The organism is Endozoicomonas sp. ALC020 (genome assembly GCF_049275935.1).
Taxonomy (GTDB): Bacteria; Pseudomonadota; Gammaproteobacteria; order Pseudomonadales; family Endozoicomonadaceae; genus Endozoicomonas_A.
The window spans coordinates 2,563,064-2,585,288 of the sequence record NZ_CP184830.1; the positions used below are offsets into that span (position 1 = coordinate 2,563,064).

At 49.7% G+C, this 22,225-nt stretch carries 21 protein-coding genes and 1 pseudogene; 8 read left to right on the top strand and 14 right to left on the bottom strand.

The annotated features are described in order from the left end of the window. The first annotated feature begins 123 nt into the window (after positions 1-123). From ACOJUO_RS09060 to ACOJUO_RS09085, 6 genes are all read left to right on the top strand, one after another. Positions 124-1,551: a hypothetical protein gene (locus ACOJUO_RS09060; protein ID WP_422139588.1), complete on the top strand. Its 1,428-nt coding sequence runs from the start codon at positions 124-126 to the stop codon at positions 1,549-1,551. A 202-nt stretch (positions 1,552-1,753) separates the two neighbouring features. Next, positions 1,754-3,025: a hypothetical protein gene (locus ACOJUO_RS09065; protein WP_422139589.1), complete on the top strand. Its 1,272-nt coding sequence runs from the start codon at positions 1,754-1,756 to the stop codon at positions 3,023-3,025. Between the two features lie 201 nt (positions 3,026-3,226). Beyond that, on the top strand, positions 3,227-4,522 hold the full coding sequence (locus ACOJUO_RS09070) for a hypothetical protein (RefSeq protein ID WP_422139590.1): 1,296 nt from the start codon (positions 3,227-3,229) through the stop codon (positions 4,520-4,522). Positions 4,523-4,720: 198 nt separating this feature from the next. Continuing rightward, positions 4,721-6,190 (top strand): hypothetical protein, encoded by a 1,470-nt coding sequence (locus tag ACOJUO_RS09075; protein ID WP_422139591.1) that lies wholly within the window; start codon positions 4,721-4,723, stop codon positions 6,188-6,190. A 197-nt stretch (positions 6,191-6,387) separates the two neighbouring features. After that, a complete protein-coding gene (locus tag ACOJUO_RS09080) occupies positions 6,388-7,635 on the top strand; it encodes a hypothetical protein (protein WP_422139592.1) in 1,248 nt (415 codons plus the stop codon). A 202-nt stretch (positions 7,636-7,837) separates the two neighbouring features. After that, entirely contained in the window at positions 7,838-9,064 is a 1,227-nt protein-coding gene (locus ACOJUO_RS09085; RefSeq protein ID WP_422139593.1) for a hypothetical protein, read from the top strand. A 56-nt stretch (positions 9,065-9,120) separates the two neighbouring features. Here the strand turns inward: ACOJUO_RS09085 and ACOJUO_RS09090 are convergent, their stop codons facing one another. From ACOJUO_RS09090 to ACOJUO_RS09105, 4 genes are all read right to left on the bottom strand, one after another. Then, the gene (locus ACOJUO_RS09090) at positions 9,121-10,197 is read right to left on the bottom strand and encodes a dihydrolipoamide acetyltransferase family protein (RefSeq protein ID WP_422139594.1); all 1,077 of its coding nucleotides are present in this window, start codon (positions 10,195-10,197) and stop codon (positions 9,121-9,123) included. 49 nt (positions 10,198-10,246) lie between these two features. Beyond that, positions 10,247-11,278, bottom strand: a complete 1,032-nt coding sequence (locus ACOJUO_RS09095; RefSeq protein ID WP_422139595.1) for an alpha-ketoacid dehydrogenase subunit beta — start codon at positions 11,276-11,278, stop codon at positions 10,247-10,249. Beyond that, positions 11,278-12,357, bottom strand: coding sequence for a pyruvate dehydrogenase (acetyl-transferring) E1 component subunit alpha (gene pdhA / locus ACOJUO_RS09100; RefSeq protein ID WP_422136414.1), 1,080 nt, complete (start codon positions 12,355-12,357; stop codon positions 11,278-11,280). The genes ACOJUO_RS09095 and pdhA overlap by 1 nt, the downstream gene beginning before the upstream one ends. A gap of 129 nt (positions 12,358-12,486) precedes the next feature. Continuing rightward, positions 12,487-13,509, bottom strand: coding sequence for a Leu/Phe/Val dehydrogenase (locus tag ACOJUO_RS09105; RefSeq protein ID WP_422139596.1), 1,023 nt, complete (start codon positions 13,507-13,509; stop codon positions 12,487-12,489). Positions 13,510-13,708: 199 nt separating this feature from the next. Between ACOJUO_RS09105 and ACOJUO_RS09110 the strand changes: the two genes are divergently transcribed. Further along, positions 13,709-13,909: a hypothetical protein gene (locus ACOJUO_RS09110; protein ID WP_422139597.1), complete on the top strand. Its 201-nt coding sequence runs from the start codon at positions 13,709-13,711 to the stop codon at positions 13,907-13,909. A 25-nt stretch (positions 13,910-13,934) separates the two neighbouring features. Then, positions 13,935-14,081 (top strand): annotated as a pseudogene (locus ACOJUO_RS09115) (toxin-antitoxin system HicB family antitoxin); the annotation flags it as partial. A gap of 61 nt (positions 14,082-14,142) precedes the next feature. Here ACOJUO_RS09115 and ACOJUO_RS09120 read toward each other — a convergent pair. The 10 genes from ACOJUO_RS09120 to ACOJUO_RS09165 form a co-directional block, all read right to left on the bottom strand. After that, a complete protein-coding gene (locus ACOJUO_RS09120; RefSeq protein ID WP_422136416.1) occupies positions 14,143-14,454 on the bottom strand; it encodes a HigA family addiction module antitoxin in 312 nt (103 codons plus the stop codon). Positions 14,455-14,463: 9 nt separating this feature from the next. Beyond that, a complete protein-coding gene (locus ACOJUO_RS09125) occupies positions 14,464-14,757 on the bottom strand; it encodes a type II toxin-antitoxin system RelE/ParE family toxin (protein ID WP_422139598.1) in 294 nt (97 codons plus the stop codon). Between the two features lie 89 nt (positions 14,758-14,846). Further along, complete coding sequence (locus ACOJUO_RS09130) at positions 14,847-15,314, bottom strand: DDE-type integrase/transposase/recombinase (RefSeq protein WP_422139599.1); 468 nt, start codon at positions 15,312-15,314, stop codon at positions 14,847-14,849. 131 nt (positions 15,315-15,445) lie between these two features. Beyond that, positions 15,446-15,745: a transposase gene (locus tag ACOJUO_RS09135; RefSeq protein WP_422136418.1), complete on the bottom strand. Its 300-nt coding sequence runs from the start codon at positions 15,743-15,745 to the stop codon at positions 15,446-15,448. 53 nt (positions 15,746-15,798) lie between these two features. Further along, positions 15,799-16,953 carry a helicase-related protein gene (locus ACOJUO_RS09140; protein ID WP_422139600.1) on the bottom strand — a complete coding sequence of 385 codons (1,155 nt, stop codon included), beginning with the start codon at positions 16,951-16,953 and terminating at the stop codon, positions 15,799-15,801. Between the two features lie 113 nt (positions 16,954-17,066). Continuing rightward, positions 17,067-18,026, bottom strand: a complete 960-nt coding sequence (locus ACOJUO_RS09145; RefSeq protein ID WP_422136420.1) for a DEAD/DEAH box helicase family protein — start codon at positions 18,024-18,026, stop codon at positions 17,067-17,069. 173 nt (positions 18,027-18,199) lie between these two features. Continuing rightward, complete coding sequence (locus tag ACOJUO_RS09150; protein WP_422139601.1) at positions 18,200-18,844, bottom strand: transposase; 645 nt, start codon at positions 18,842-18,844, stop codon at positions 18,200-18,202. A 95-nt stretch (positions 18,845-18,939) separates the two neighbouring features. Next, complete coding sequence (locus tag ACOJUO_RS09155; RefSeq protein WP_422139602.1) at positions 18,940-20,067, bottom strand: ABC transporter ATP-binding protein; 1,128 nt, start codon at positions 20,065-20,067, stop codon at positions 18,940-18,942. 9 nt (positions 20,068-20,076) lie between these two features. Then, positions 20,077-20,811, bottom strand: coding sequence for an HAD family hydrolase (locus tag ACOJUO_RS09160; RefSeq protein ID WP_422140065.1), 735 nt, complete (start codon positions 20,809-20,811; stop codon positions 20,077-20,079). Beyond that, the gene (locus ACOJUO_RS09165; protein ID WP_422139603.1) at positions 20,801-22,222 is read right to left on the bottom strand and encodes a CehA/McbA family metallohydrolase; all 1,422 of its coding nucleotides are present in this window, start codon (positions 22,220-22,222) and stop codon (positions 20,801-20,803) included. The genes ACOJUO_RS09160 and ACOJUO_RS09165 overlap by 11 nt, the downstream gene beginning before the upstream one ends. Positions 22,223-22,225: the final 3 nt, after the last annotated feature.

Here is a 22,225-nt window from a genome sequence, read left to right on the forward strand (position 1 = left end):
GCCTATTGGAAGCATTTAATAGCTGCCTTATTTGTACCGCTGCTTTTCGTTAAGGGAATTGTCATCCAGAGCTCCGTTCAGGGTCTATATTTCCCGTTCAGTTACCGTATATCGGAAGTCACCATGAAAAAGTTATTTAACCTGTTTCCGTTACTTTTGTGTTTGTTTTATTCGACGACAGAGGCCAGTCCCCCCTCAAAAAATGATTTTGATTTTCTTGAGCCTTTAAATGACACCACACTGGTGGCAAACGGGCTTGAGTTAGCGGGAAGCGTTGCCGGGCTCTCTTTGTCTACCCTGCTCAACCTGGGTATATGGTGGGGTGTCTGTGAAACAGCGGGAATAGTCACCGGGCTTTCAGACACCTATAATCTGGCTGCATCGGGTACAAAGGAGCTGGAAGAGTTGAAAACGGATTTCTGTTTGCAACTGGCTCCTGTGATAACTACCGCCGAAGTGGCGCTGGCCGGGCATGTGTCTTCCTGGCCCCTGGAACAGCATTGGTGGAAACTCCTTTATTTTGCCGGTGCAGGAATGGACATTTATGCCTCTATGACGAAAACGAGGCGGCACATACCTGTCAGAGTCTTGACTTACCTTGCTTCAGAAGCGTTATCAAGAACCGTAGCCAGCGCTATTTCGGTGCAAATTCTAAGACACATGAGGTTCGTAAGAGATATTACAACTAAAAGGTATGTGGCTGGGGAATACGCGATATTGTCTTCAATTAATGGGGTTATGGTTGGTGCTGTCACTTATGAAGCCCTGATCCATAAAGGCTTCAGGCCAGCAAGAGCAAGTCTTGCTGCTGTTGTCAGCGCAGCGATTGTGGGAGTCCTCTCGGGAATTGGTTCAGAGTTAATAGCAGATTTGGAAGAACAGACAAAGGCCGGAGTCGGAGCTGGAGTTGGAATTGGGGTCGTAGCCGGAGCCCTGGCTGGAAGCCTGGCAGGAGCCACAGCCGGATCTGTATCTGGAGCCGGATTCGGAACCGGAATCGGAGCCGGAGCCGGACCCGGAACTCTGTCTGGAATCTTAGCCGGAGTTGTATCCGGATCCGTAGTTGGAGCCGGAGTTGTAGCCGCAGTCGGAGTCGGGCTTGGAGGCGTAACCGGAGCCCTGACCGCAGCAGAAATCGGACCAAGAGTCGGATCAGGAGTCGGATCAGAAGCAGGATTTGGAGCAGGATTTGGAGCTTTTGTCGTAGCCCTGTCCGGAGCCTTAGCCGGAGCTGGAATCGGAATCGGAATCGGAATCGGAAATGGAATCGTAGACGGATTCGGAATCACATTGGGAGTAGGATCCACAGCCGCAGCCCTGTTCGGAGTCGGAACCTTGCTTATGTTGGCCAGTTCGAAGACAACCTCAGACAACGTATGTATCATAACCGGTATCACTTTGGCACCTGCGTTGACTTTGGCTGTTATCAATAGTCTTTCAAACTACGCTGTTTATGGCTATCCACTGGAACAAAGCCTTTCAGAGACCATCTGGACTCAGTGGAAAAAGTTCAATGCACCCCTGGATTATCTCTCGACTCTGTTTAACTGACAGACTCAACTGACAGCCACTGAATCAGCGGTGAGCTTTGGCAGCGAGTGGCTGCTTCAGTGGCTGTGCCGAAGGCGCAGCTTGTTGGAAGCATTTGATAGCTGCTTCATTTGCACCGCAACTCGTAGTTAAGGATATTGTCATTCATAGCTCCGTTTAGAATCTATATTTCCAGTTCAGTCACTGTATCTGGGAAATTATCGTGAAAAAGTCATTCAACCTGTTTCCATTACTTTTGTGTTTGCTTTATTCGATGGCAAAAGCCAGCCCCCCCTCAAAAAATGATTTTGATTTTCTTGAGCCTTTTAATGACACCGCACTGGTGGCAAACGGGTTTGAGTTAAGAGAAAGCATTGCTGGACTGTCTTTGTCTACCCTGCTCAACATGGGTATCTGGTGGGGTGTCTGTAAAACAGTGGGAATAGTCTCCGGGCTTTCAGGCACACATAATCTGGCTGAAATGGATACAAAGGAGCTGGAGAAGTTGCAAACGGATTTCTGTCTGCAACTGGCTCCTGCGATAACTATCACCGAAGTGGCGCTGGCCGGGCATGTGTCTCCCTGGCCCCTGGAGCAGTGCTGGTGGAAACCCCTGTATTTTGCCGGTGCAGTAATGGCAGCTTATGCCGCCAATAAGAAAACGAGGGAGCTGATACCTGTCGCAGTTTTGACCTACCTGGCGTCCGAAGCGGTATCAAGAACTGGAGCCAGTGCTATTTCGGCGTTAATTCTAAGAAAAATGAGCGTAAGGGATATTGCAGCTGAACGGTATGCGACTGGGGAGTACGCAATGTTGTCTTTGATTAACGGGATTATTGTAGGGGCTGTCGTCTATGAATCGATGATTCATAAAGGCTTGAGTCCAGCAAAAGCGACTTTTGCTTCTGTTGTCAGCGCAGCGATTACGGGTACCCTCTCGGGAATTATTTCAATGCTAACAATTGATTTGGGTGAACCGACACAGGCTGGAGTCGTAGCCAAAGTCATAATGGGAGTCGTAATGGGAGTCGTAGTCGGAGCCGGAGCCGGAGTCGTAGAATTAGGCTTAGCCTCAGTTGGAGCGGAAGCCGGAGCCGTAGCCTTAGTCGGAAACGCCGGAACCAGTGTCGGAGTAATAGCTGGAGCCTTAGTTGGAACCGGGGCCGGAGCCGGAGCCTTAGTTGGGGCCGGAGCCGGACCCAGAATCAAAGTGGGAGCCGGAGTCGGAGCCGGAGCCGGAGCCATAACTGGAGCCTCAGCCCTGAGCGGAGCGGTAGCCTTGCTTATGTTGGGCAGTTCAAAGATAACCTCAAACAACCCCTTTATCAAAGCCAGTGTCACTTTGGCGCCTGCGCTGGCCTTCGCTGTTATCAATAGTCTTTCAAACTACGCTATTTATGGCTATCCACTGGAACAAGGCCTTTCAGAGACCAGCTGGACTCAGTGGAAAAAGTTCTATGCGCCACTGGATTATCTCTCGACTCTGTTTAAATGACAGACCTGACTGTCAGCCACTGAATCAGCGGTGAACTCTGGCAGCTATCGGCTGCATCAGTCGCTGTGCCGAAAGCGCAGCCTATTGGAAGTATTTGATAGCTGCCTTACAGGCACTGCACCTTGTAGCTAAGGATATTGTCATTCATAGCTCCGTTTAGAATCTATATTTCCAGTTCAGTCACTGTATTTGGAAATCATCATGAAAAAGTCATTCAACCTGTTTCCGTTACTTTTGTGTTTGTTTTATTCGACGACACAGGCCAGCCCTCCTTCACAAAATGATTTTGATTTTCTTAAGCCTCTTAATGACACCGCACTGGTGGCAAATGGGCTTGAGTTAACGGAAAGCATTGCAGGGCTCTCTTTGTCTACCTTGCTGAACTTGGGTATATGGTGGGGTGTCTGTAAAACAGCTGGAATAGTCTCCGGGCTTTCAAGAACACATGATCTGCCTGCATCGGATACAAATGAACTGGAGAAGTTGCAAACGGATTTCTGTTTGCAACTGGCTCCCGTGATGACAACCGCCGAAGTGGCGCTGGCCGGACAGGTGTCTCCCTGGCCCATGGAGCGCTGGTGGAAACCTCTGTATTTTGCCGGTGCAGGAATGGCAGCTTGTGTTGCTATTGCCCACCCAAGGGAGTTCGTATCTGTCGCAGTCTTGTCCTATCTTGCGTCAGAAGCGTTAACAAGAACTATAGTCAGCACTATGTCGGTGCTAATGCTAAGAAAAACGAGCGTAAGGGATATTACAATTGAATGGTATGTGGCTTGGGAATACGCAGTATTATATGCGCTTAGTATGGTTGTTGTGGGCAGTGTCTCCTTCGAAGCTATGATCCATAAAGGCTTCAGTCCAACAAAAGGGATACTTGCTTCTATTGTCAGCGCAGCGATTGTAAGTACCCTCTCGCGAATTGTTTCAGGTTCAATAATTGATGTGGACGGACAGACAAAGACCGGAGTCGGAGCCGCAGACGAAGCCATTTACACAGCCGCAGCCCGAGGCCAAGCCCGAAACAGAAAGCAATTCGCATACTTAGCAGTAGTCACAGCCGCAGTCTTTGCCGGAGCCATACCAGCAATCATAATCGAAGCTCAATCCGGAGCTCAATCCGGAGCTCAATCCGGAGCTCGATCTCTATCCGAAGCCCTGGCTTTTGCCGGAGCTTTAGTCGGATCCACAGCCGGAATCCGATTCCTATGTGAAGCCAAACCCGAATCCGAAGGCGTAGTGCTAGTCGGAGCCGTAGCCACAATGCTGGGCGGATCCGGAGTCTGGTTTATGTTGGGCAGTTTGATGACAACCTCAAACAACCCCTTTATCAAAGCCGGTGCCACTTTGGTGCCTGCGTTGGCTTTTGCTGTTATCAATAGTCTTTCAAACTACGCTGTTTATGGCGATCCATTGGAACAAGGCTTTTCAGAGACCGAATGGACTCAGTGGAAAAAGTTCTATGCGCCCCTGGATTATCTCTCGACTCTGTTTAAATGACAGACCTGACTGTCAGCCACTGAATCAGCAGTGAACTCTGGCAGCCAGCTGTTTCAGTGGCTTTGCCGAAGGCGCAGCTTATTGGAAGCATTTGATAGCTGCCTTATTTGCACCGCACCTTGTAGTTAAGGATTTTTTCATTCATAGCTCCCTTTAGAATCTATATTTCCAGTTCAGTCACTGTATCTGGAAATCATCATGAAAAAGTTATTCAACCTGTTTCCGTTACTTTTGTGTTTGTTTTGTTCGACGCCACAGGCCAGCCCTCCTTCACAAAATGATTTTGATTTTCTTAAGCCTTTTAATGACAGCGCACTGGTGGCAAACGGGCTTGAGTTAACGGAAAGCATTGCCGGAGTCTCTTTGTCTACCCTGCTGAACCTGGGTATATGGTGGGGTGTCTGTAAAACAGCGGGAATAGTCACCGGTCTTTCAGACACCTATGATCTGGCGGCATCGGATACAAAGGAGCTGGAAGAGTTGAAAACGGATTTCTGTTGGCAACTGGCTCCCATGATAACGACCGCCGAAGTGGCGCTGGCCGGGCATGTGTCTTCCTGGCCCCTGGAACAGCATTGGTGGAAACTCCTTTATTTGGCCGGTGCAGGAATGGACATTTATGCCTCTATGACGGAAACGAGGAAGCGCATACCTGCCGGAGTCTTGTATTACCTTGCTTCAGAAGCGCTATTTAGAACCGGAGCCAGTGCTATTTCGGTGTCAATGCTGAGAAAAACGAGGTTCGTAAGAGATATTACAACTAAAAGGTATGTGACTGGTGAATACGCAATATTGTCTGCGATTAATGGGGTTATGGTTGGTGCTGTCACTTATGAAGCCTTGATCCATAAAGGCATCAGGCCAACAAAAGCGAATCTTGCTGCTGTTGTCAGCGCAGCGATTGTGGGAGCCCTCTCGGGAATTAGTTCAGAGTTAATAGCGGATGTGGACGAACAGACAAAGGCCGGAGTTAGAGCCGGAGTCGCAATCGGAGCCGGAGCCGGAATCATGGCTGGAGCCCTGACTGGAGCCGTAGCCGGATCTGTATCTGGAGCCGGAATCGGAGCCGGATTCGGATCCGGATTCGGAGCCGGAGCCGGAACTCTGGCTGGAATCTTAGCCGGAGTTGCATCCGGATCCGTAGTTGGAGCCGGAGTCGTAGCCGCAGTCGGATTTGGACTTGGAGGCGTAACCGGAGCCCTGGTCGGAGCAGAAATCGGATCAGGAGTCGGATCAGGAGTCGGATCAGGAGTCGGATCAGGAGTCGGATCAGGAGCAGTATCAGGAGCAGGATTAGGAGCAGGATTAGGATCTTTTGTCGGAATCCTGTCCGGAGCCTTGGCCGGAGCTGGAGCCGGAATCGGAGCCGGACTCGGAGACGGAGTCGAAAATGGAATCGGAATCACACTGGGAGTCGGATTCACAGCCGTAGCCCTGATCGGAGTAGGAACCTTGCTTATGTTGGCCAGTTCGAAGACAACCTCAGACAACCTGTGTATCAAAGCCGGTGCCACTTTGGTACCTGCGTTGACTTTCGCAGTTATCAATAGTCTTTCAAACTACGCTGTATATGGCTATCCACTGGAACAAAGCCTTTCAGAGACCGCCTGGACTCAGTGGAAAAAGTTCTATGCGCCCTTGGATTATCTCTCGACTCTGTTTAAATGAAGACCCAACTGTCAGCCACTGAATCAGCAGTGAACTCTGGCAGCCAGCTGTTTCAGTGGCTGTGCCGAAGGCGCAGCTTATTGGAAGCATTTGATAGCTGCTTTATTTACATTGCTCCTTGTAGTTGAGGATATTGTCATTCATAGCTCCATTTAGAATCTATATTTCCAGTTCAGTCACTGTATCCGGAAATCGTCATGAAAAAGTCATTCAACCTGTTTCCGTTACTTTTGTGTTTGCTTTATTCGATGGCAAAGGCCGCCAGCCTCCCCGCAAAAAATGATTTTGATTTTCTTAAGCATTTTAATGGCACCGCGCTGGTTGAAAACGGGCTCAAGTTAAAGCAAAGCATTACCGGAGTCTCTTTGTCTACCCTGCTCAACCTGGGTATATGGTGGGGTGTCTGTAAAACAGTGCAAATAGTTTCCGGGCCTTCAGGCAAATATGATCTGGCTGCATTGGATACAGAGGAGCTGGAGAAGTTGAAAACGGATTTTTGTTTGCAACTGGCGCCCGTGATGACGACTGCCGAAGTGGCGCTGGCCGGGCATGTGTCTCCCTGGCCGCTGGAGCAGCGCTGGTGGAAACCCCAGTATTTTGCCGGTGCAGGAGTGACAGCTTGTGCCTCTATGACGAAAGCGAGGGAACTCGTACCTTTCGCAGTCTTGACCTACCTTGCATCAGAAGCGGCATCAAGAACCGGAGCCAGCGCTGTGTCGGTGTTAATTCTAAGAAAAATGAGCGCAAGGAATATTACAGCTGAACGGTATGCGGCTGGGGAATACGCAGTATTGTCTCTGATTAATGGGGTTATGGCAGGGTATGCCGTTTGTGAAGCCATGATTCATAAAGGCTTCAGTCCAAAAACAGCGCTACTTGCTTCTCTTGTCAGCATAGGGATTGTAGTTATTTCAGAGTTTGTAATGAATGTGGACGGACTGGCAAAGGCCGCAGCCGAAGCCGAAACCAGAGCCGCAGCCGAAACCAGAGCCGAAGCCGAAAAAAGAGTTGCAGCCGAAACCAGATCCACAGCCTTAGCCGTACTCGGAGCCATAGCCGTAGCCGAACTCGGAGTCCTCGCCGTAGCTGAACCCTTAGTTGTAGGAGCTGCAACCGGAGCTTTATCCGGAACCCTGGCAGGAGCTGTAGTTGGAGCCGTAGTCGGAGTCGGGGCTGGAGCCGGAATCGGAGCTGGAGTCGGAGCCTCAGCCCTGGGCGGAGTCGGAACCTTGCTTATGTTCGGCAGTTCGAAGATAACCTCAAACAACCCGTTTATCATAGCCGGTGTCACTCTGGTGCCTGCGTTGACTTTCGCTGTTATCAATAGTCTTTCAAACTACGCTGTTTATGGTTATCCACTGGAACAAGGCCTTACAGAGACCGACCGGAATCTGTGGAAAAAGTTTTATGCGCCTCTGGATTATCTCTCGACTCTGTTTAACTGACAGACTCAACTGTCAGCCACTGAATCAGCGGTAAACTCTGGCAGCTAACACCTGCTTCATTTGCTGTGCCGAAGGCGCAGCCTATTGGAAGCATTAGATAGCTGCTTTATTTGCACTGCACCTTGTAGTTAAGGATATTGTCATTCATAGCTCCGTTTAGAATCTATATTTCCAGTTCAGTCACTGTATCTGGAAAATCATCATGAAAAAGTCATTCAACCTGCTTCCGTTACTTTTGTGTTTGCTTTATTCGATGGCAAAGGCCAGCCCTCCCTCACAAAATGATTTTGATTTTCTTAAGCCTTTTAATGACACCGCATTGGTTGAAAATGGACTCGAGTTAACGCAAAGCATTGCCGGAGTCTCTTTGTCTACCCTGCTCAACCTGGGTATATGGTGGGGTGTCTGTAAAACAGCGGAAATAGTCTCCGGGACTTCAGGCGAATATGATCTGGCTGCATTGGATACAAAGGAGCTGGAGAAGTTGAAAACGGATTTCTGTTTGCAACTGGCGCCCGTGGTGACTACCGCCGAAGTCGCGCTGGTCGGGCAAGCGTCTCCCTGGCCCCTGGAACAGCGCTGGTGGAAACCCCTGTATTTTGCCGGTGCAGGAATGGCAGCTTATATCGCCAATACGAAAACAAAGGAGCTCATATCTGTAGCAGTTTTGACCTACCTTGCGTCCGAAGCGGTATCAAGAACTGGAGCCAGCGCTATTACGGCGTTAATTCTTAGAAAAATGAGCTTAAGGGATATTGCAACCGAATGGTATGCGACAGGGGAATACACAATATTGTCCATGACTAACGGAATTATGGCAGGGGCTGTCGTCTATGAATCCATGATTCATAAGGGCTTGAGTCCAGCAAAAGCGACTCTTGCTTCTGTTGTCAGCGCAGCGATTGTCGGCACCCTCTCGGGAATTATTTCACTGCTAACAATTGATTTACAGGCACAGGCTGGAGCCGGACCCGGAGCCGGAGTCGGAGTTGTAGCCGGAGTCGGAGCCGGAGTCGTAGCCTCAGGTTTAGCCTCAGTCAGATTGGAAGCCGGAGCCAGATCCGGAGTCTTAGCCGGAGCCGGTGTCGGAATCATAGCCGGAGCCTTGGTTGGAGCCGGAGCCGGAGTTGGAGCCACAGTCGGAGTCGGAGTGGGAACCGGAGTCGGAGCCGGAGCCATAGCTGGAGCCACAGTCCTGGGCGGAGCGGGAGCCTTGCTTATGTTTGGCAGTTCGAAGATAACCTCAAACAATCCGTTTATCAAAGCCGGTGTCACTTTGGTGCCTGCGTTGACTTTCGCTGTTATCAATAGTCTTTCAAACTACGCTGTTTATGGTTATCCACTGGAACAAGGCCTTTCAGAGACCGGCTGGACTCAGTGGAAAAAGTTCTATGCGCCCCTGGATTATCTCTCGACTCTGTTTAACTGACAGATCCAACTTTCATGATAATCGGCTTCTACCCATTGGTAAAAGCCGATATAAAATTATTCGGACAACTTCTGAAGGATACAATGCAAGAAGCGAGTGGCTTCTCCACCAGTAACTGCGCGATGATCAAAGGTCAGAGAGACAGGAAGAATCCGGTGATTCTGGATCTGGCCGTCTTCGCTGACCACCCGGGCTCTCAGTCGGCCAACACCAATGATGCACACCATGGGCGGCACAACAACAGGGGTAGCGAACTGACCCGCAAAAACACCAAAGTTGCTGAGAGTTATGGTGGCACCCTGCATTTCTGATGGCGGAAGGCTGCGTTCCTCAACCGCTTTTCTAAAATTGTTAATGCTGTCTCTCAACGCAGTGGCATCCAGTTTTTCTGCGTCTCTGATAACAGGCACAAACAGACCTTCTTCACTGTCAACAGCCAGTCCCAGGTGAACGGAAGTAAAGACTTCACGACTCATCAGCGTTTCATCAAACCAGGCATTGAGTGCCGGTTCTTCCTTGCAGGCTGAGGTAACGGCCTGAATCAGCCGAACGCTGATGTCTGTACCTTTTGGCCAGTGTTCAATATCCACATCATCAAACAGAGTGACAGGTACTACTTCGGCATGAGACTGCGTCATGGTTCGAGCCATGTGTTTTCTGACGCCTTTGAGAGGCTCAGGGTTTTCCAGGGGATAGCTTTGACGAATGGAGTTTCTGCCAACGCTTTGCTGATCGATGGAGACACCCAGTTTGGCGGCCAGCTCACTGATGTCAGCTTTGTTTGCAGCGGCAGGGGCTTTTCCGGAGTCAGGTGGTGTACCGATAAAAAAATGGTCATCGGTGCTGTCATCATGAGAGTCTGTTGCTAACTCGCCGACCACCGTGCCGGCATCTTCCTGATCACTGACAAACTCCAGCAAAGGCGCTCCGGTCATAATGGTGTCGCCGGGTTTGCCACAGAGTTTTGCCACAACACCGCTGACGGGTGAAGGAACGTCGACAATAGCCTTGGCGGTTTCGACTGAGACAATGATCTGGTCTTCTGTGACGGAGTCGCCTTCCTTGATATGCCATTCAATAATATCGGCTTCGGGAATGCCTTCACCCAGGTCGGGCAGGTTGAAAAATTTCATATTCTTTTCCTTGTTACTGAAAGCCCTTTTGCTGAAGGCTCTGCGGATATTATTGATACGCCAGTGTTTTCAGGGATGCCCTAATGATGTCATCAGGTTGGGGAAGGTAATGATTTTCCATCCGATAATAGGGCATGGTCGTGTCATATCCTGTCACCCGTTCGATCGGTGCCTTCAGATCCATGAGCGCTTCCGAGGCCAGCCCGGCAGCTATTTCAGCACCTACGCCAAAGCTTCGGCAGGCTTCGTGAATAATCACACAACGGCCTGTTTTGCGAACCGAAGTCAGGATCGTCTCCATATCAAGGGGCTTAATTGTGGCGACATCAATCACTTCCACGGAAACGCCGTGTTGTTCCAGAGTTTTGGCGGCCTGAAGGGTTTCACTGATGGAAGCTCCCCAGCTGATCAGAGTCAGGTCGGAGCCTTGCTTGAGCGTAAAGCACTTGTCGAGTGGGAGCAGTGGAGTCTCTTCAGAAACGTCCTGCTTGACCGCGCGATAGATGCGTTTGGGCTCCAGAAACAGGACCGGATCAGGATCATTAATCGCAGAGCGCAGCAGTCCGTAGGCTCTGACGGGCGATGATGGAATGACCACTCTGATGCCGGGAATATGGGCAAAAAGAGCTTCAGTACTTTCAGAATGATGCTCGGGAGCGCGGATACCACCCCCGAAAGGCGCTCTGACAACCATTGGGCAGCTGAGGCGTCCACGGGTACGGTTTCGCATTCGGGCAGCATGACATATCAACTGTTCCATGGCCGGGAAGATGAACCCCATGAACTGGATTTCCGCAACAGGCTTGAGGCCCTGAGTGGCCATACCAACACTGATACCGGCGATCAGGGCTTCAGCCAGGGGCGTATCCATGACCCTTTTCAGGCCATACTTTTCTCTCAGACCCTGAGTCGCGCGGAAAACACCGCCATTAACACCTATGTCTTCACCCAGCAGTACCACCTCAGGGTCTTGTTTCATGGCGTGGTCCAAAGCCAGATTGATGGCTTCCACCATGGTGATTTTATTTGTGCTGCTGTCGACAGTCGATCGGATCAGGTTTTCAGATACTGAACTATTCATCAATGAGTTCCTCCGTCGGCTTTAAACATAGCGGCTTGTTTTTGCTGTTCCAGTTGCGGGGGCATATTTGCATAGGTGTGATCGAAGAGGTCGCTGATAGAAGGAAGTGGCGTTTCCAGATAGGTTTTGACTTCTTTCTCAACCAGGGCGGCAGCTTCCTGTTTCAGCGCCTGCTCTTTCTGCTCATTCCACAGGCCACGGTGATGCAGGAAGTTTCTGAGTCGTTTTACCGGCTCTTTGTTCCAGGCATCCTGCAGCTCTTCACTGTTGCGATAGCGACTGGCGTCGTCTGCCGTAGTGTGATCGCTCAGGCGATAGCTGATGGCTTCAATCACTGTAGCGCCTTTGCCGCCTCTGGCGCGCATCATGGCTTCATTGATGACTTCGTGCAGCGCCACAACATCGTTACCATCAACTTGTGCGCAAGGCAGCCCGGCAGCAACGCCTTTTTGAGCCAGTGTCGGGGCTCCGGACTGAATGTTACGAGGAACAGAAATAGCCCACTGGTTGTTATTGATGATAAATACCAGGGGCAACTGCCAGACCCCGGCAAGGTTCAGGGCTTCAGTAAAGTCACCTTTGGAAGTAGCGCCATCGCCCAGGGACACCACCGCCACCTGAGGTTGGTGTCGAATTTTGATCGCGGTGGCCACCCCGGCAGCATGATCTGCCTGGGTAGCAATAGGAACGCAGTTCGGAAAGTCATGACCCCAGGCCGGACTGGAACTGCCGCGCTCATCTCCACCCCAATAGAGCATGATATCGGAGAGGGGAACCCCTCGTAACATCAATCCGGGAAGGTCTCGATAGTAAGGAATCAGGACGTCTTTTTTCTCCATCAGTGAACCAAAAACAGTGCTGATAGCCTCCTGTCCCAGACAGGATGGGTAGGTCCCCATCTGACCGGTTCTCTGCAGGGCAACGGCTTTGGCATCACCTGCTCTGGCTATGACCATGGTGCGGTAATATTGAATCAGGGTGTCTTTATCTTCGGTCCATTCCGGCAAAGGTTGGAGGACTTCTCCCTCCTCACTGAGGTACTGATAGAACGGAATCTGACAGGCATCGTTGGTTTTCATAAGGTGCGCTCCTGTGTTTTTTACTACGGGACTCTGTTTGACCACCGGGATAAAAAGAAATGCGCATACCCATAGTTGTGACAAGTAATGACTGTGAGAAGTCAGTCAGGCAATTAGTTGTCAGGATTGCTATTTGAATAGCAGAGCTTCTGCCATATGATCGGCAATCACACTGCTGGGAGTCTTCCGCTGCTGTTCATAGCGAAAGACCTGCAACAAAGTCTCTTCTATGGCGTTGATGCGATCATTTATTTCGCTCTGTGGTTTACCCTGGTGTGTCATTGCTACGAAGATCAGTCCACCGGCATTGATCAGGTAGTCCGGCGCATAGAGAATGCCTCTGTCAAACAGCAACTGGCCACATTCGGGAGTCAGCAGTTGATTGTTTGCAGAGCCTGCTACAGCAGTGCATTGCAATTGACTGATGGTGTCTTTATTGAGAATGCCTCCCAGACCGCAAGGACTGAAAATGTCACAGGGAACCGAATAGATTTCTTCAGTACTGACGGCGGTTGCCCCCAACTCATCAATGCACTGCTGAAGTTTCTGTTCATTGATATCAGTGACAATCAGTTTGGCGCCACCCTGATGCAGTAACTGGCAAAGGGCAAAGCCGACATTACCAAGTCCCTGAACAGCGACTCTGATACCTTTTAGTGAAGAACCAAATTCCGGATGAGCTTTCAGGGTAGCCAGAATGCCCTTGTAAACACCGAGGGCGGTGGAAGGTGCGGGATTACCACTCGAAGAGGTACAAGAAACGTGTTGAGTTTGAGAGGCGATGGCATCCATATCAGATACTCTTGAGCCGCTATCCATTGCAGTAATATAGCGGCCTCCCAGTTCTTCAATAAACTGGCCAAAAGCTCTGAACAGTTGTTCCCGATTGTAGGGGGCTGTCGGCTCCATGATGACGGATTTGCCGCCACCGAGATCCAGTCCGGCAAGCGCCGCCTTATAGCTCATACCTTTGGCAAGACGGATAGCATCGGTAACTGCATCTTCAGTTGAGGTGTAGGGAATTATACGACAACCGCCGAGGGCTGGTCCTCTTCGGGTGTTATGGATTGCAATGATTGCTCTGAGACCTGAGGCTTCATCGTATTTCAGATGAATGTCATTAAGCCGGGCCTCTTTTATCTGTCTGAACATAACGGGATCTCCGTATGTGTCAGAGCCGATAATGCTCTGTTTTGCTTATAGTTATTTTTTTTGTAGCCAAGGGTCAGGATGACTGCCCAAAACAGCGATGATCAGGGCTTTTAGCCCTTCAACGATTACAATACGTCAGCAGGTGTATTGTCAACCTTAAAACAACAATAGCTTGAACGTACTTTAACGGAGACAGGATATGAATCCTCACAGCTATAACATTACCGTCCGTCGAGCTAATTTCGATGGTGAGGTATTTTTTGAAGCTCGGGTCAAAGAGCTGCCAGATGTTGCTGAGTACGCTGATACTGCCGAAGAGGCCTACGCCCTGGCGATTGACACTATAGAAATTACCGCAGAGATCTTTGCCGAAAAGGGTAAGGTAGTGCTTTCTCCTTGATGAGCTTACAGACGACTTCAGTGGCAGAGTAACACTGCGACTGGCAAAAAACCTTCATCGCAACCTTGCAGAAGGTGCAAAGCAGGAGGGGGTAAGCCTGAACCAGCACATAGTCAATATCCTTAGCTATTCTTCAGGCTTTTGCGCTGCCACCAGTGATTGGTGTCATTGAGATTCCATGAGAGCAAAATTCTGCTTGTTTTGGCTGAGGGAGTTGACTTCAGAAAATCGAGTCAGGCCGTTTTCTGCTGGAATACCTGTATTTTTTCAAGGTCGCTTTTTTCTGCAGTTTGAACGTTATATAAATCCCAGCGAACCTGCAGACTCAACCAGAAGTCTGGTGACATTCCGAAAAAACGGGCTAGCCTCAACGCTGTACTGGGTGTGATCCCACGCTTTTTATTGACCAATTCATTCACTCGCTGATAAGGCACGTGAATGGCGTCCGCTAACTCCCTTTGTGAAATATTCATAGGCATCAGGAACTCTTCCAGCAACATTTCGCCGGGATGGGTAGGTGGTCGGCTTTCAGGCACTCTGGTCATCCGTTGCTCCTAGTGGTAATCGGTGACTTCAACATTTTCCGGACCATTGTTGCCCCACCGGAAGCAGATTCGATACTGGTCATTAATCCTGATACTGTGTTGCCCTTTCCGGTCTCGGGTCAAGGCCTCAAGACAGTTACCCGGTGGAACCTTGAGTTCATCCAGGATTAGCACAGAATCCAGCTGATCGAGCTTTCTTGCAGCGATTCGCCAAAGCGACTGGGGACAGACTTTGCGAGCCAGGCGGGAAGCCTTACCGTTAAAAATATCTGCTGTAGCCTTGTCTTTGAAAGAAGCGATCATGGATTACATGGTAGCACGGATACCATGCCAAAGTGTTCGATGTTGTTGGGTTGAGTGTGTAGTGGCACACTCTTGACTCGCAGGATGCACTATCCACATTGTGGGTGGCCTCTAAATTTTGTCACACCATCTCCAGGCTTTCTGCCCCAGTAAGCCATTCTCAAAGCTTCCAGGGGCAGCTCTGTCGTCATACGGTTACTCATCGACCAACCGACGACTTTCCGCGAAAACAGATCAACGACAGCCGCCAGATAAACCCAGCCTTCACGAGTCCAGAGGTAGCTGATATCAGCTACGTATACTCTGTCGGGTGCTGAAACTGAAAACTCACGATTCAAAAGGTTTGCCGCCACTGGCAGTTTGTGTTTGCTGTTGGTTGTCACCTTGAATTTTTTGACCACCCGAACCCGCAGGCCAAGCCGTTGCATCAGGGTTTTGGCCTGATAACGCCCTATGCTGTAACCTTTTGAACGCAGGGCTTTCGCCATTCGACGACTTCCATAAGAGTCACCTGATTGAGCAAAAATCTCTCGGGCATCTGCCTCCAGGCGAAACATCTCCGGGTCAATCTGTTGATTTTTTGCCTGTTGTTTATTCTATTCGTAGAAGCTACTGCGACTAACTTTTAGTGCTTTGCATAGCGTTACGACAGGATAGGCCTTCCTCTCCCGCTGTATGAAGGCGTATCTTACAGCTGGTCTTTCGCAAAGAAGGCCATGGCTTTTTTTAAGATTTCCTGTTCCATTTTCAGCTGTTTGTTTTCAGCTTCAAGCTCTTTGATTCTCTGCTGTTCAGTCGTCAGGGCCTGATGGCCTTTGCCGGGGAAAGCCAGCTCTTTCTTCTCTTCACTGAGTCGAACCCAACGACGGAGGTTAGTCGCACAAATTCCTAGACTTCTGGCGACTGCTGTAGGCGACTGAGCTTGTTCAGTAACCAGTTTTACAGCTTTGAGTTTGAATTCCTGAGAATAATGTTTTCGCGTTGCCATTATGAACCTCGTTACTGGTTGCACTATTGTGCTTAACGAGGTGTCCGGTGTCATTAGACCACTTCACTTGCCAGTGACTTGTCGGTTTTGATCAGCGCCTTAATACGGGCAATCAGACTCTCTGCGGTTTTGCCGATGTCTTTCGCCCACTCGCTCCAGTATTCCCGGTCGCCCAGCTTTTTCGGAATGGCGGCATAAACGGCTTCGTTGACTTCGTCGAAGGGCAGGTTCGGAATGTCCAGCGGCAGGTCAAGGGTGCCATCACTCCCGTCGTCGCCATCAGAGCCGCTACCCGGCTCACCAACAATGACCTGTATTTTCTTACGAAACTCAGCTTCGTCCACCAGCGATTCATCATGGGCACGCAGTGCCTTGATAACCTTCCAGATGCCCTTGAACTGCGGGTCGCTGTCGATGAAGCTGTTGTAATCCTTGACCCGCTCAGACGGCATACAGACCGGCAGAATGATGTAGCCATACTTCTTTTTGCTAGCAGGGTCTTTCCGCATGACTCGACCAACGGATTGCACAATATCGACGATAGATTCACGGGTATCGAAAAAGATAACTGAGTCGAGCGAAGGTACATCAATACCTTCTGACAGGCATCGGGCGTTGGAAAGAATACGGCAGTCACCTTCTGATATGTCATCTTTCAGCCAGCCGAGCTTTTCCTGCCGCACATGGGCATTCATGCTGCCATCCACATGGTCGAGTTCGCAATTGACCATTGAGTTGTCGACGTTGCGGTAGGAGTTCTGGTAAGTCTCGACCAGCTTTGCGAATATGTCGGTGGTCTGCTTCGAATCTTTGATCGAGCGGGAGAACGCCACTGCCCGACGCATCGGAGCAGTGTCTTCCGTCATGTCTTCCTGCTCGCCTGCTTCGTCGACCATCACCAACCCCTGCTTCGAGAGACCTTTCCAGCTGCCGATGATTTTGGTGGCCAACTTCATATCAATGGCTTTGTCGTCGGCGACTTTGAAGGCGTTATAGTTGTTGACCAGATTCGCCATCTTCTCTTCTTCAACGGCGACGATCAGCACCTTGTATTCGGTCAGCAGGTCTTTCTCAACGGCTTTGCCGAACCCGAGGCGATAAAGTTCCGGGCCGTAGAGGTCTTTATCGTCCATTGAGAACAGCACGGCATCAGCTTCGTTGGCCTTGCTTTTCGATTTGTCGGCGTATATTCGAGGCGTAGCGGTCATATAAACCCGCTTGTCCGCCTTGACGATATGATTCTGGTGAACTTTGACGAACTCGGAGTAGTCTTGACCTTTCAGGGTAAGGCCGGTAGTACGATGCGCCTCATCGCAGATAATCAGGTCAAAGTCGCCAAGACCCTGTTTTGGGCTTCGCTGACCACCTGAATAGACTGATAGGTGGAGAAAACAATGGTGCGCCGGTCTTTACTGACCACTTTTGCTGCGTCAGCCAGTTTCTTTGCATCGGTGGTGGCGGGGTAGGCCAGGTCATGCAGGCTGATGTCTTCTTCATCTTTACCCACCTTTGAGTCAGAACAGACGACGAAGGCATTGATTGGGCTGACACCCTGGGCGGTCCATTCCCGCAATGACTGCGCTACCAGCGAGATGGACGGAGCCAGAAAGAGTATTCGGCCTTTCTCTGGCGTAACTTCTTCCATCAGGCGCAGGGCGGTGAAGGTTTTACCCGTACCGCACGCCATGATCATTTTACCCCGGCTGTGCTGTTCAAAGCCTTTCTTTACTGCGTCGATGGCTTCACGCTGGTGCTCACGGGGTTCGTGCTTTTTCTTGAGCTTGATGTCCTTGATATTGCTGAGGCTGAACTGACTCCAGTCGATTGGGCTGTCGGCCAGGTCTTTGAAGAACAGGCGGCTTACAGGGACGGTTTGCGCTTCGAGGGTTTTATTTGCCTTGGATGACCACTTCTCGGTGGTGGATACGATCAGTCGTGTTGTAAAACTGAATGCGCCATCCGTGGTGCTGAATTGCTTTCCTGATGCGGCCAGGAATGTGTCAATGCCGCCCTTGTCAAGCGTGTTTGCCGGATCGAAGAATTTGCACTGAATCGCCCAGTATTCCCCCGTACCACGCTCACGGGCGACCAGATCAATACCGTTATCACTTCCCCAGCGATACGGCCACTCTCCCCATAACCAGACATCCGAAAGCCGGTCAGCGTATTGCGGGTCAGTCATCAGATAGTTCGCAATCAGCTTTTCAAACTGCGTGCCCTTATCGCGGTTGTTGCGGGTTGCTTCGGTAAATTCGTCTAGCAGGGCCTGTAGAGTATTCACTTTCATTTCCTTATGTAATTGTAAAATGGTTGCAATCGTCGTTTATATGCTACAGAAACAGGTTGTGTGTCAACACGAGCAATCGTTCGGATATCAGACGCTGCAGACCTCTTGAATAGGTGATGATACAGATTATTATTAGAGTAATGTCGTACATAAGCATCGAGTAGTGTTTATAAAATCGAGCCTTTATATCGGCGTGCATGAGAGTTCTTGATTAAGACCCGAAATGGACCTCGCCTGACTCCTGAACTGATTGACTCCGCTATCGCAAAAACGCAGTTCCATGTTTTTGAAGGTTCGTGTCTGACAGTTTGCTGTATGACGTTGAAAAATGGTTTCACGGTTACTTTACTGGTGAGAGTGCTTGCGCCAGCCCTGCAAATTTCGATGCAGTGATCGGACAAAAGATCGCAAGGGATAACGCCAGAAATAAGATATGGATGCCTGCTCATGCAGGGGGGTATGCGGCGATAAATGAGGGGCTCGGTCGCGGTATTCAGAGGGCTACGACCGACAGCCAACTTGAACATGGGGTCTTTACGCAAATGGTTGCTGTTGTTGGCATCCTGATAACCGCAGGCCATTTGCAGCACTCTTTGTGTCAGAAGATCCTGTATGGAATGGTCGATATAGGATTGATGTCGTTTTTCCTGGATTGCCTTGACGAGCCTGGGGATTAGCTCACTACGGATGGCTATTTCACGAAGCAGCAGTGTGCCAAAATCAGAAGACAACTCCCCTCCGTTAAAATCAACTCTGACAGTTTTACCATTAACAGAGTGAAAACGAAGAGTTTCTTGTGTATGTTTTGCCATGGCAGGTTCCGGTTTGCTTCTTCCGAAGCTTATTTTTGGTCGACTCAATCATGTAAGGTGATTGGGCGGAACCTGCTCATATTTATGAGATATCCCTAGCCTAAAGCTTCTTCAGTATCCCAATCGAACAAGTGGCATTGAGAGACTGTGAATTTCAACAACGCAGAGTCACCATTGGCTAACACTTTGTCTGCGTCGAAGGGTATCCTTGATATCATCTTGTCACCTCCCAACTGAAAATAGAGGTAAAGCTCATTACCCATTGACTCCACTACATCAATTTTGTGGCGTTGGGTGTTGACGTCTGAGGTGTTTGTAGCATCGTTGGCTAACTGAATATGCTCAGGGCGAATACCAAACCAGACCCACTTACCTGCTCTCTGTCTGGCCAGGTTCTGCTTATGTTGCGGCAACTCCCAGCGATGCCCACTCTCTGTAACCACACTCATTACGTCATCGACTTCATCAATAAGCACCTTAATGATATTCATCGCCGGAGAACCAATAAAGCCGGCAACAAACTTATTAGCAGGGTATTGATAGAGGTTCATTGGCGTATCGACCTGCATGATCTGGCCCTGGTTAAGTACACAGATTCTGTCGCCCAGTGTCATGGCTTCCACCTGATCATGGGTAACATAAATCATGGTTGCATTTTGCCCTTCCGCTTTAAGATTATTATGCAGCCGAGCAATACTGACCCGGGTTGAGACTCTGAGTTTGGCATCCAGATTTGAAAGCGGTTCATCGAAGAGAAAAACAACCGGCTTGCGGACCATGGCACGGCCCAGTGCAACGCGCTGTCTCTGTCCACCGGACATTTCACCGGGTTTATTTTGCAGTAGATGCTCAATTTCGAGTGTCTTTGCCGCTTCTGCAATACGCTTTTCTATTTCGGCTTTTGCCAGCTTTTGCTGCTTCAACCCAAAGGCCATATTTTCATACACGGTCATGTGAGGATAAAGAGCGTAGTTTTGGAAAACCATCGAGATACCGCGATCTTTTGGAGGCAAATCATTCACTCGCCTATCACCAATGTACACATCGCCCTCAGAGATATCTTCCAGGCCCGCAATCATTCTCAGCGTGGTTGATTTTGCGCAGCCAGAGGGGCCCACAAACACCATGAACTCACCTTCACGAATGTTGAGGTCGACACCATGTACCGCTTTAAAACCATTCGGATAGGTTTTTTCTACCCCTTTCAGTGTGACTTCAGCCATTTCTCATCCTCAAGTCAATTCATTAAGTGCGTATGGGTCAAACTGAGCCACCGATGGAATAACAAGATCCGCCACAGGTTCCAACTCGCTCGCTGAAGCAGTCCCTGTCAGGACACCAATTTTCTTTGCCCCGGCATTGGTAGCGAATTCCATATCCGACACCGTATCTCCGAACATGATGACCTCGTGGGGTTCAACTCCACATTGCTGACAAAACGCATGGAGAAGCGCGGGACCTGGTTTGGGTTCTATATCCCCGTCACTGTAGCCAATATAATCAAACAACTCCTTCAGGCCTGATTGTTCCAGCGTATAGAGCGTCGAATCTTTGGTGTCCGCTGTTGCAATGCCTAAAATCATCCCTTGTTGCCTGAGAGAAGTGAGCCTGTCTGCCACTCCGGGTAAGGCTTCGATCCATTCAGGATTTTCTGCAACCTCCTGGTTAAAAGCGCTTTTCGTCACTCTGGTGAATTCTGTCAGTGTTACCTGAGGGTTGAGCATTTCAAACCATGCAGCAGCGGTGTCTTCAACAGGGTTAGAAGCGAGCAGGCCATGATTGTCGACTTTGTCTCCCTCAACGCCAATCGCCGAGAGTAACCCGGTCTCAGTGACATTTTGATGACCTTGTCTCTCGTCGCTATATTTTTTTACTCGATGACAGGCGCTGCATGAAACCTTTAGCCACATATTGTGGAATTCCAATAGTGTGCCATCTTTATCAAACAGTAGTGCTTTATACTTCATCACTATTTAATCGCTCTATCAGCTCTCCCCAACTATGCACTTTCGGGGTTTTAAAAGTAGGTTTGGTACCGTTATAAACAGCGTTGATACAGCCTTCGAATTCCCGGGTCCGGGCTTTGCGAATATCAACTCGACACCAGTAATAATCGGAATCGACCTTAATCGTTTTCGGCTCTGTACCCAGCATGACGGTGGCAACCAATTCGCCATCGACAATGCACTCAGCGAGATAACTCAACTGAGTATCTTGTACAGCTATTCGGTAGCTCAGAGGCTCGCCCGAGCTGTCAGCCCCCGGCAAGAGTTGATGGTTGTTGATATCAAACGAAAGGCCGCATCGTCGCTCTATGTAGACCTGACCGTTGCGCAAACCGGACAAGATGCCCTCACCACTCAAACCCTGGCTGAAGACAAAGGTAGAAGGGTCGCCATATATCGACGGCTCCGTCGCTTTGGGGTTGCGCTCATGTGGCTCGAGATGTGAGTCACTTCCACCTATGGCAGCCACCCGATGACCGCAATTCCACATTTCATTGAGCACCCGCAGTGCAGACTCTGTGGCTTGCGGCGATGTTGGCCAGGTGGGATCGCAACAGACTTCAAAGGTTGAGATCTTCACAAGTAAAAGCGGCGAATATTGCCAATGCCATGGTTTCATCATCGGGTGATTAATGCTGATTGAGCTCTGGCCCTCGCGGGCGAGTTGCAGACCTGTTTCGATAACCTTTTGGTTGCTAAGCTCGACACTTCTGAGATCCAATATGGATTGCGGCCCGTGAACATTAAAGTGTCCCAGGTCAGTGGTCACCTCGATGCCGGGCAAGAAAAGACATGAGTCTGAGACAGGCAGTCTTGGCTGGCAAATGTTGTGTTCGGTAAAGAAAAAGAAATCGAGCTCTTGAGACTCCACAATCTGCTTTGCCGCAGAGAGACTGTTATGACCATCAGAAAGTCTGGTGTGAGCATGAAGATCACCACGATACCAGCGTGATTCAGATTTAATCAGTCTGCTGTAATCAAAGTGGATATTGTGGTCAGTCCCGACAACATCTTCGGTGAGAAGGTCTTCATGTTTTTGCTCCTGATTGAAGTCAACCCGGATACGATATTCTATGGCATGCTTGGGTTTAAACTCAGCATCCAGATTGTATAAATCGAGATACCATTCCCCTTCCATAACATCGCCATCAATCGCACCAAACCCGGAGCGTTCAGGTTTGACACACAATGACTTGTCAGGTTTTTCAAACAGTATTTTGCCACGATATTGGTCCTTTGCATCGTAGACAGCGGCATACAAAAACCTTTTAGTAACCGTTGAACCGGTGATATTTACCGATAAGGTTCCGTTCGGTACCTTAAATGGCAGACGAGTTCGGCCAAAGGTCAGCTCACCCTGAAATTCAGTCATAGC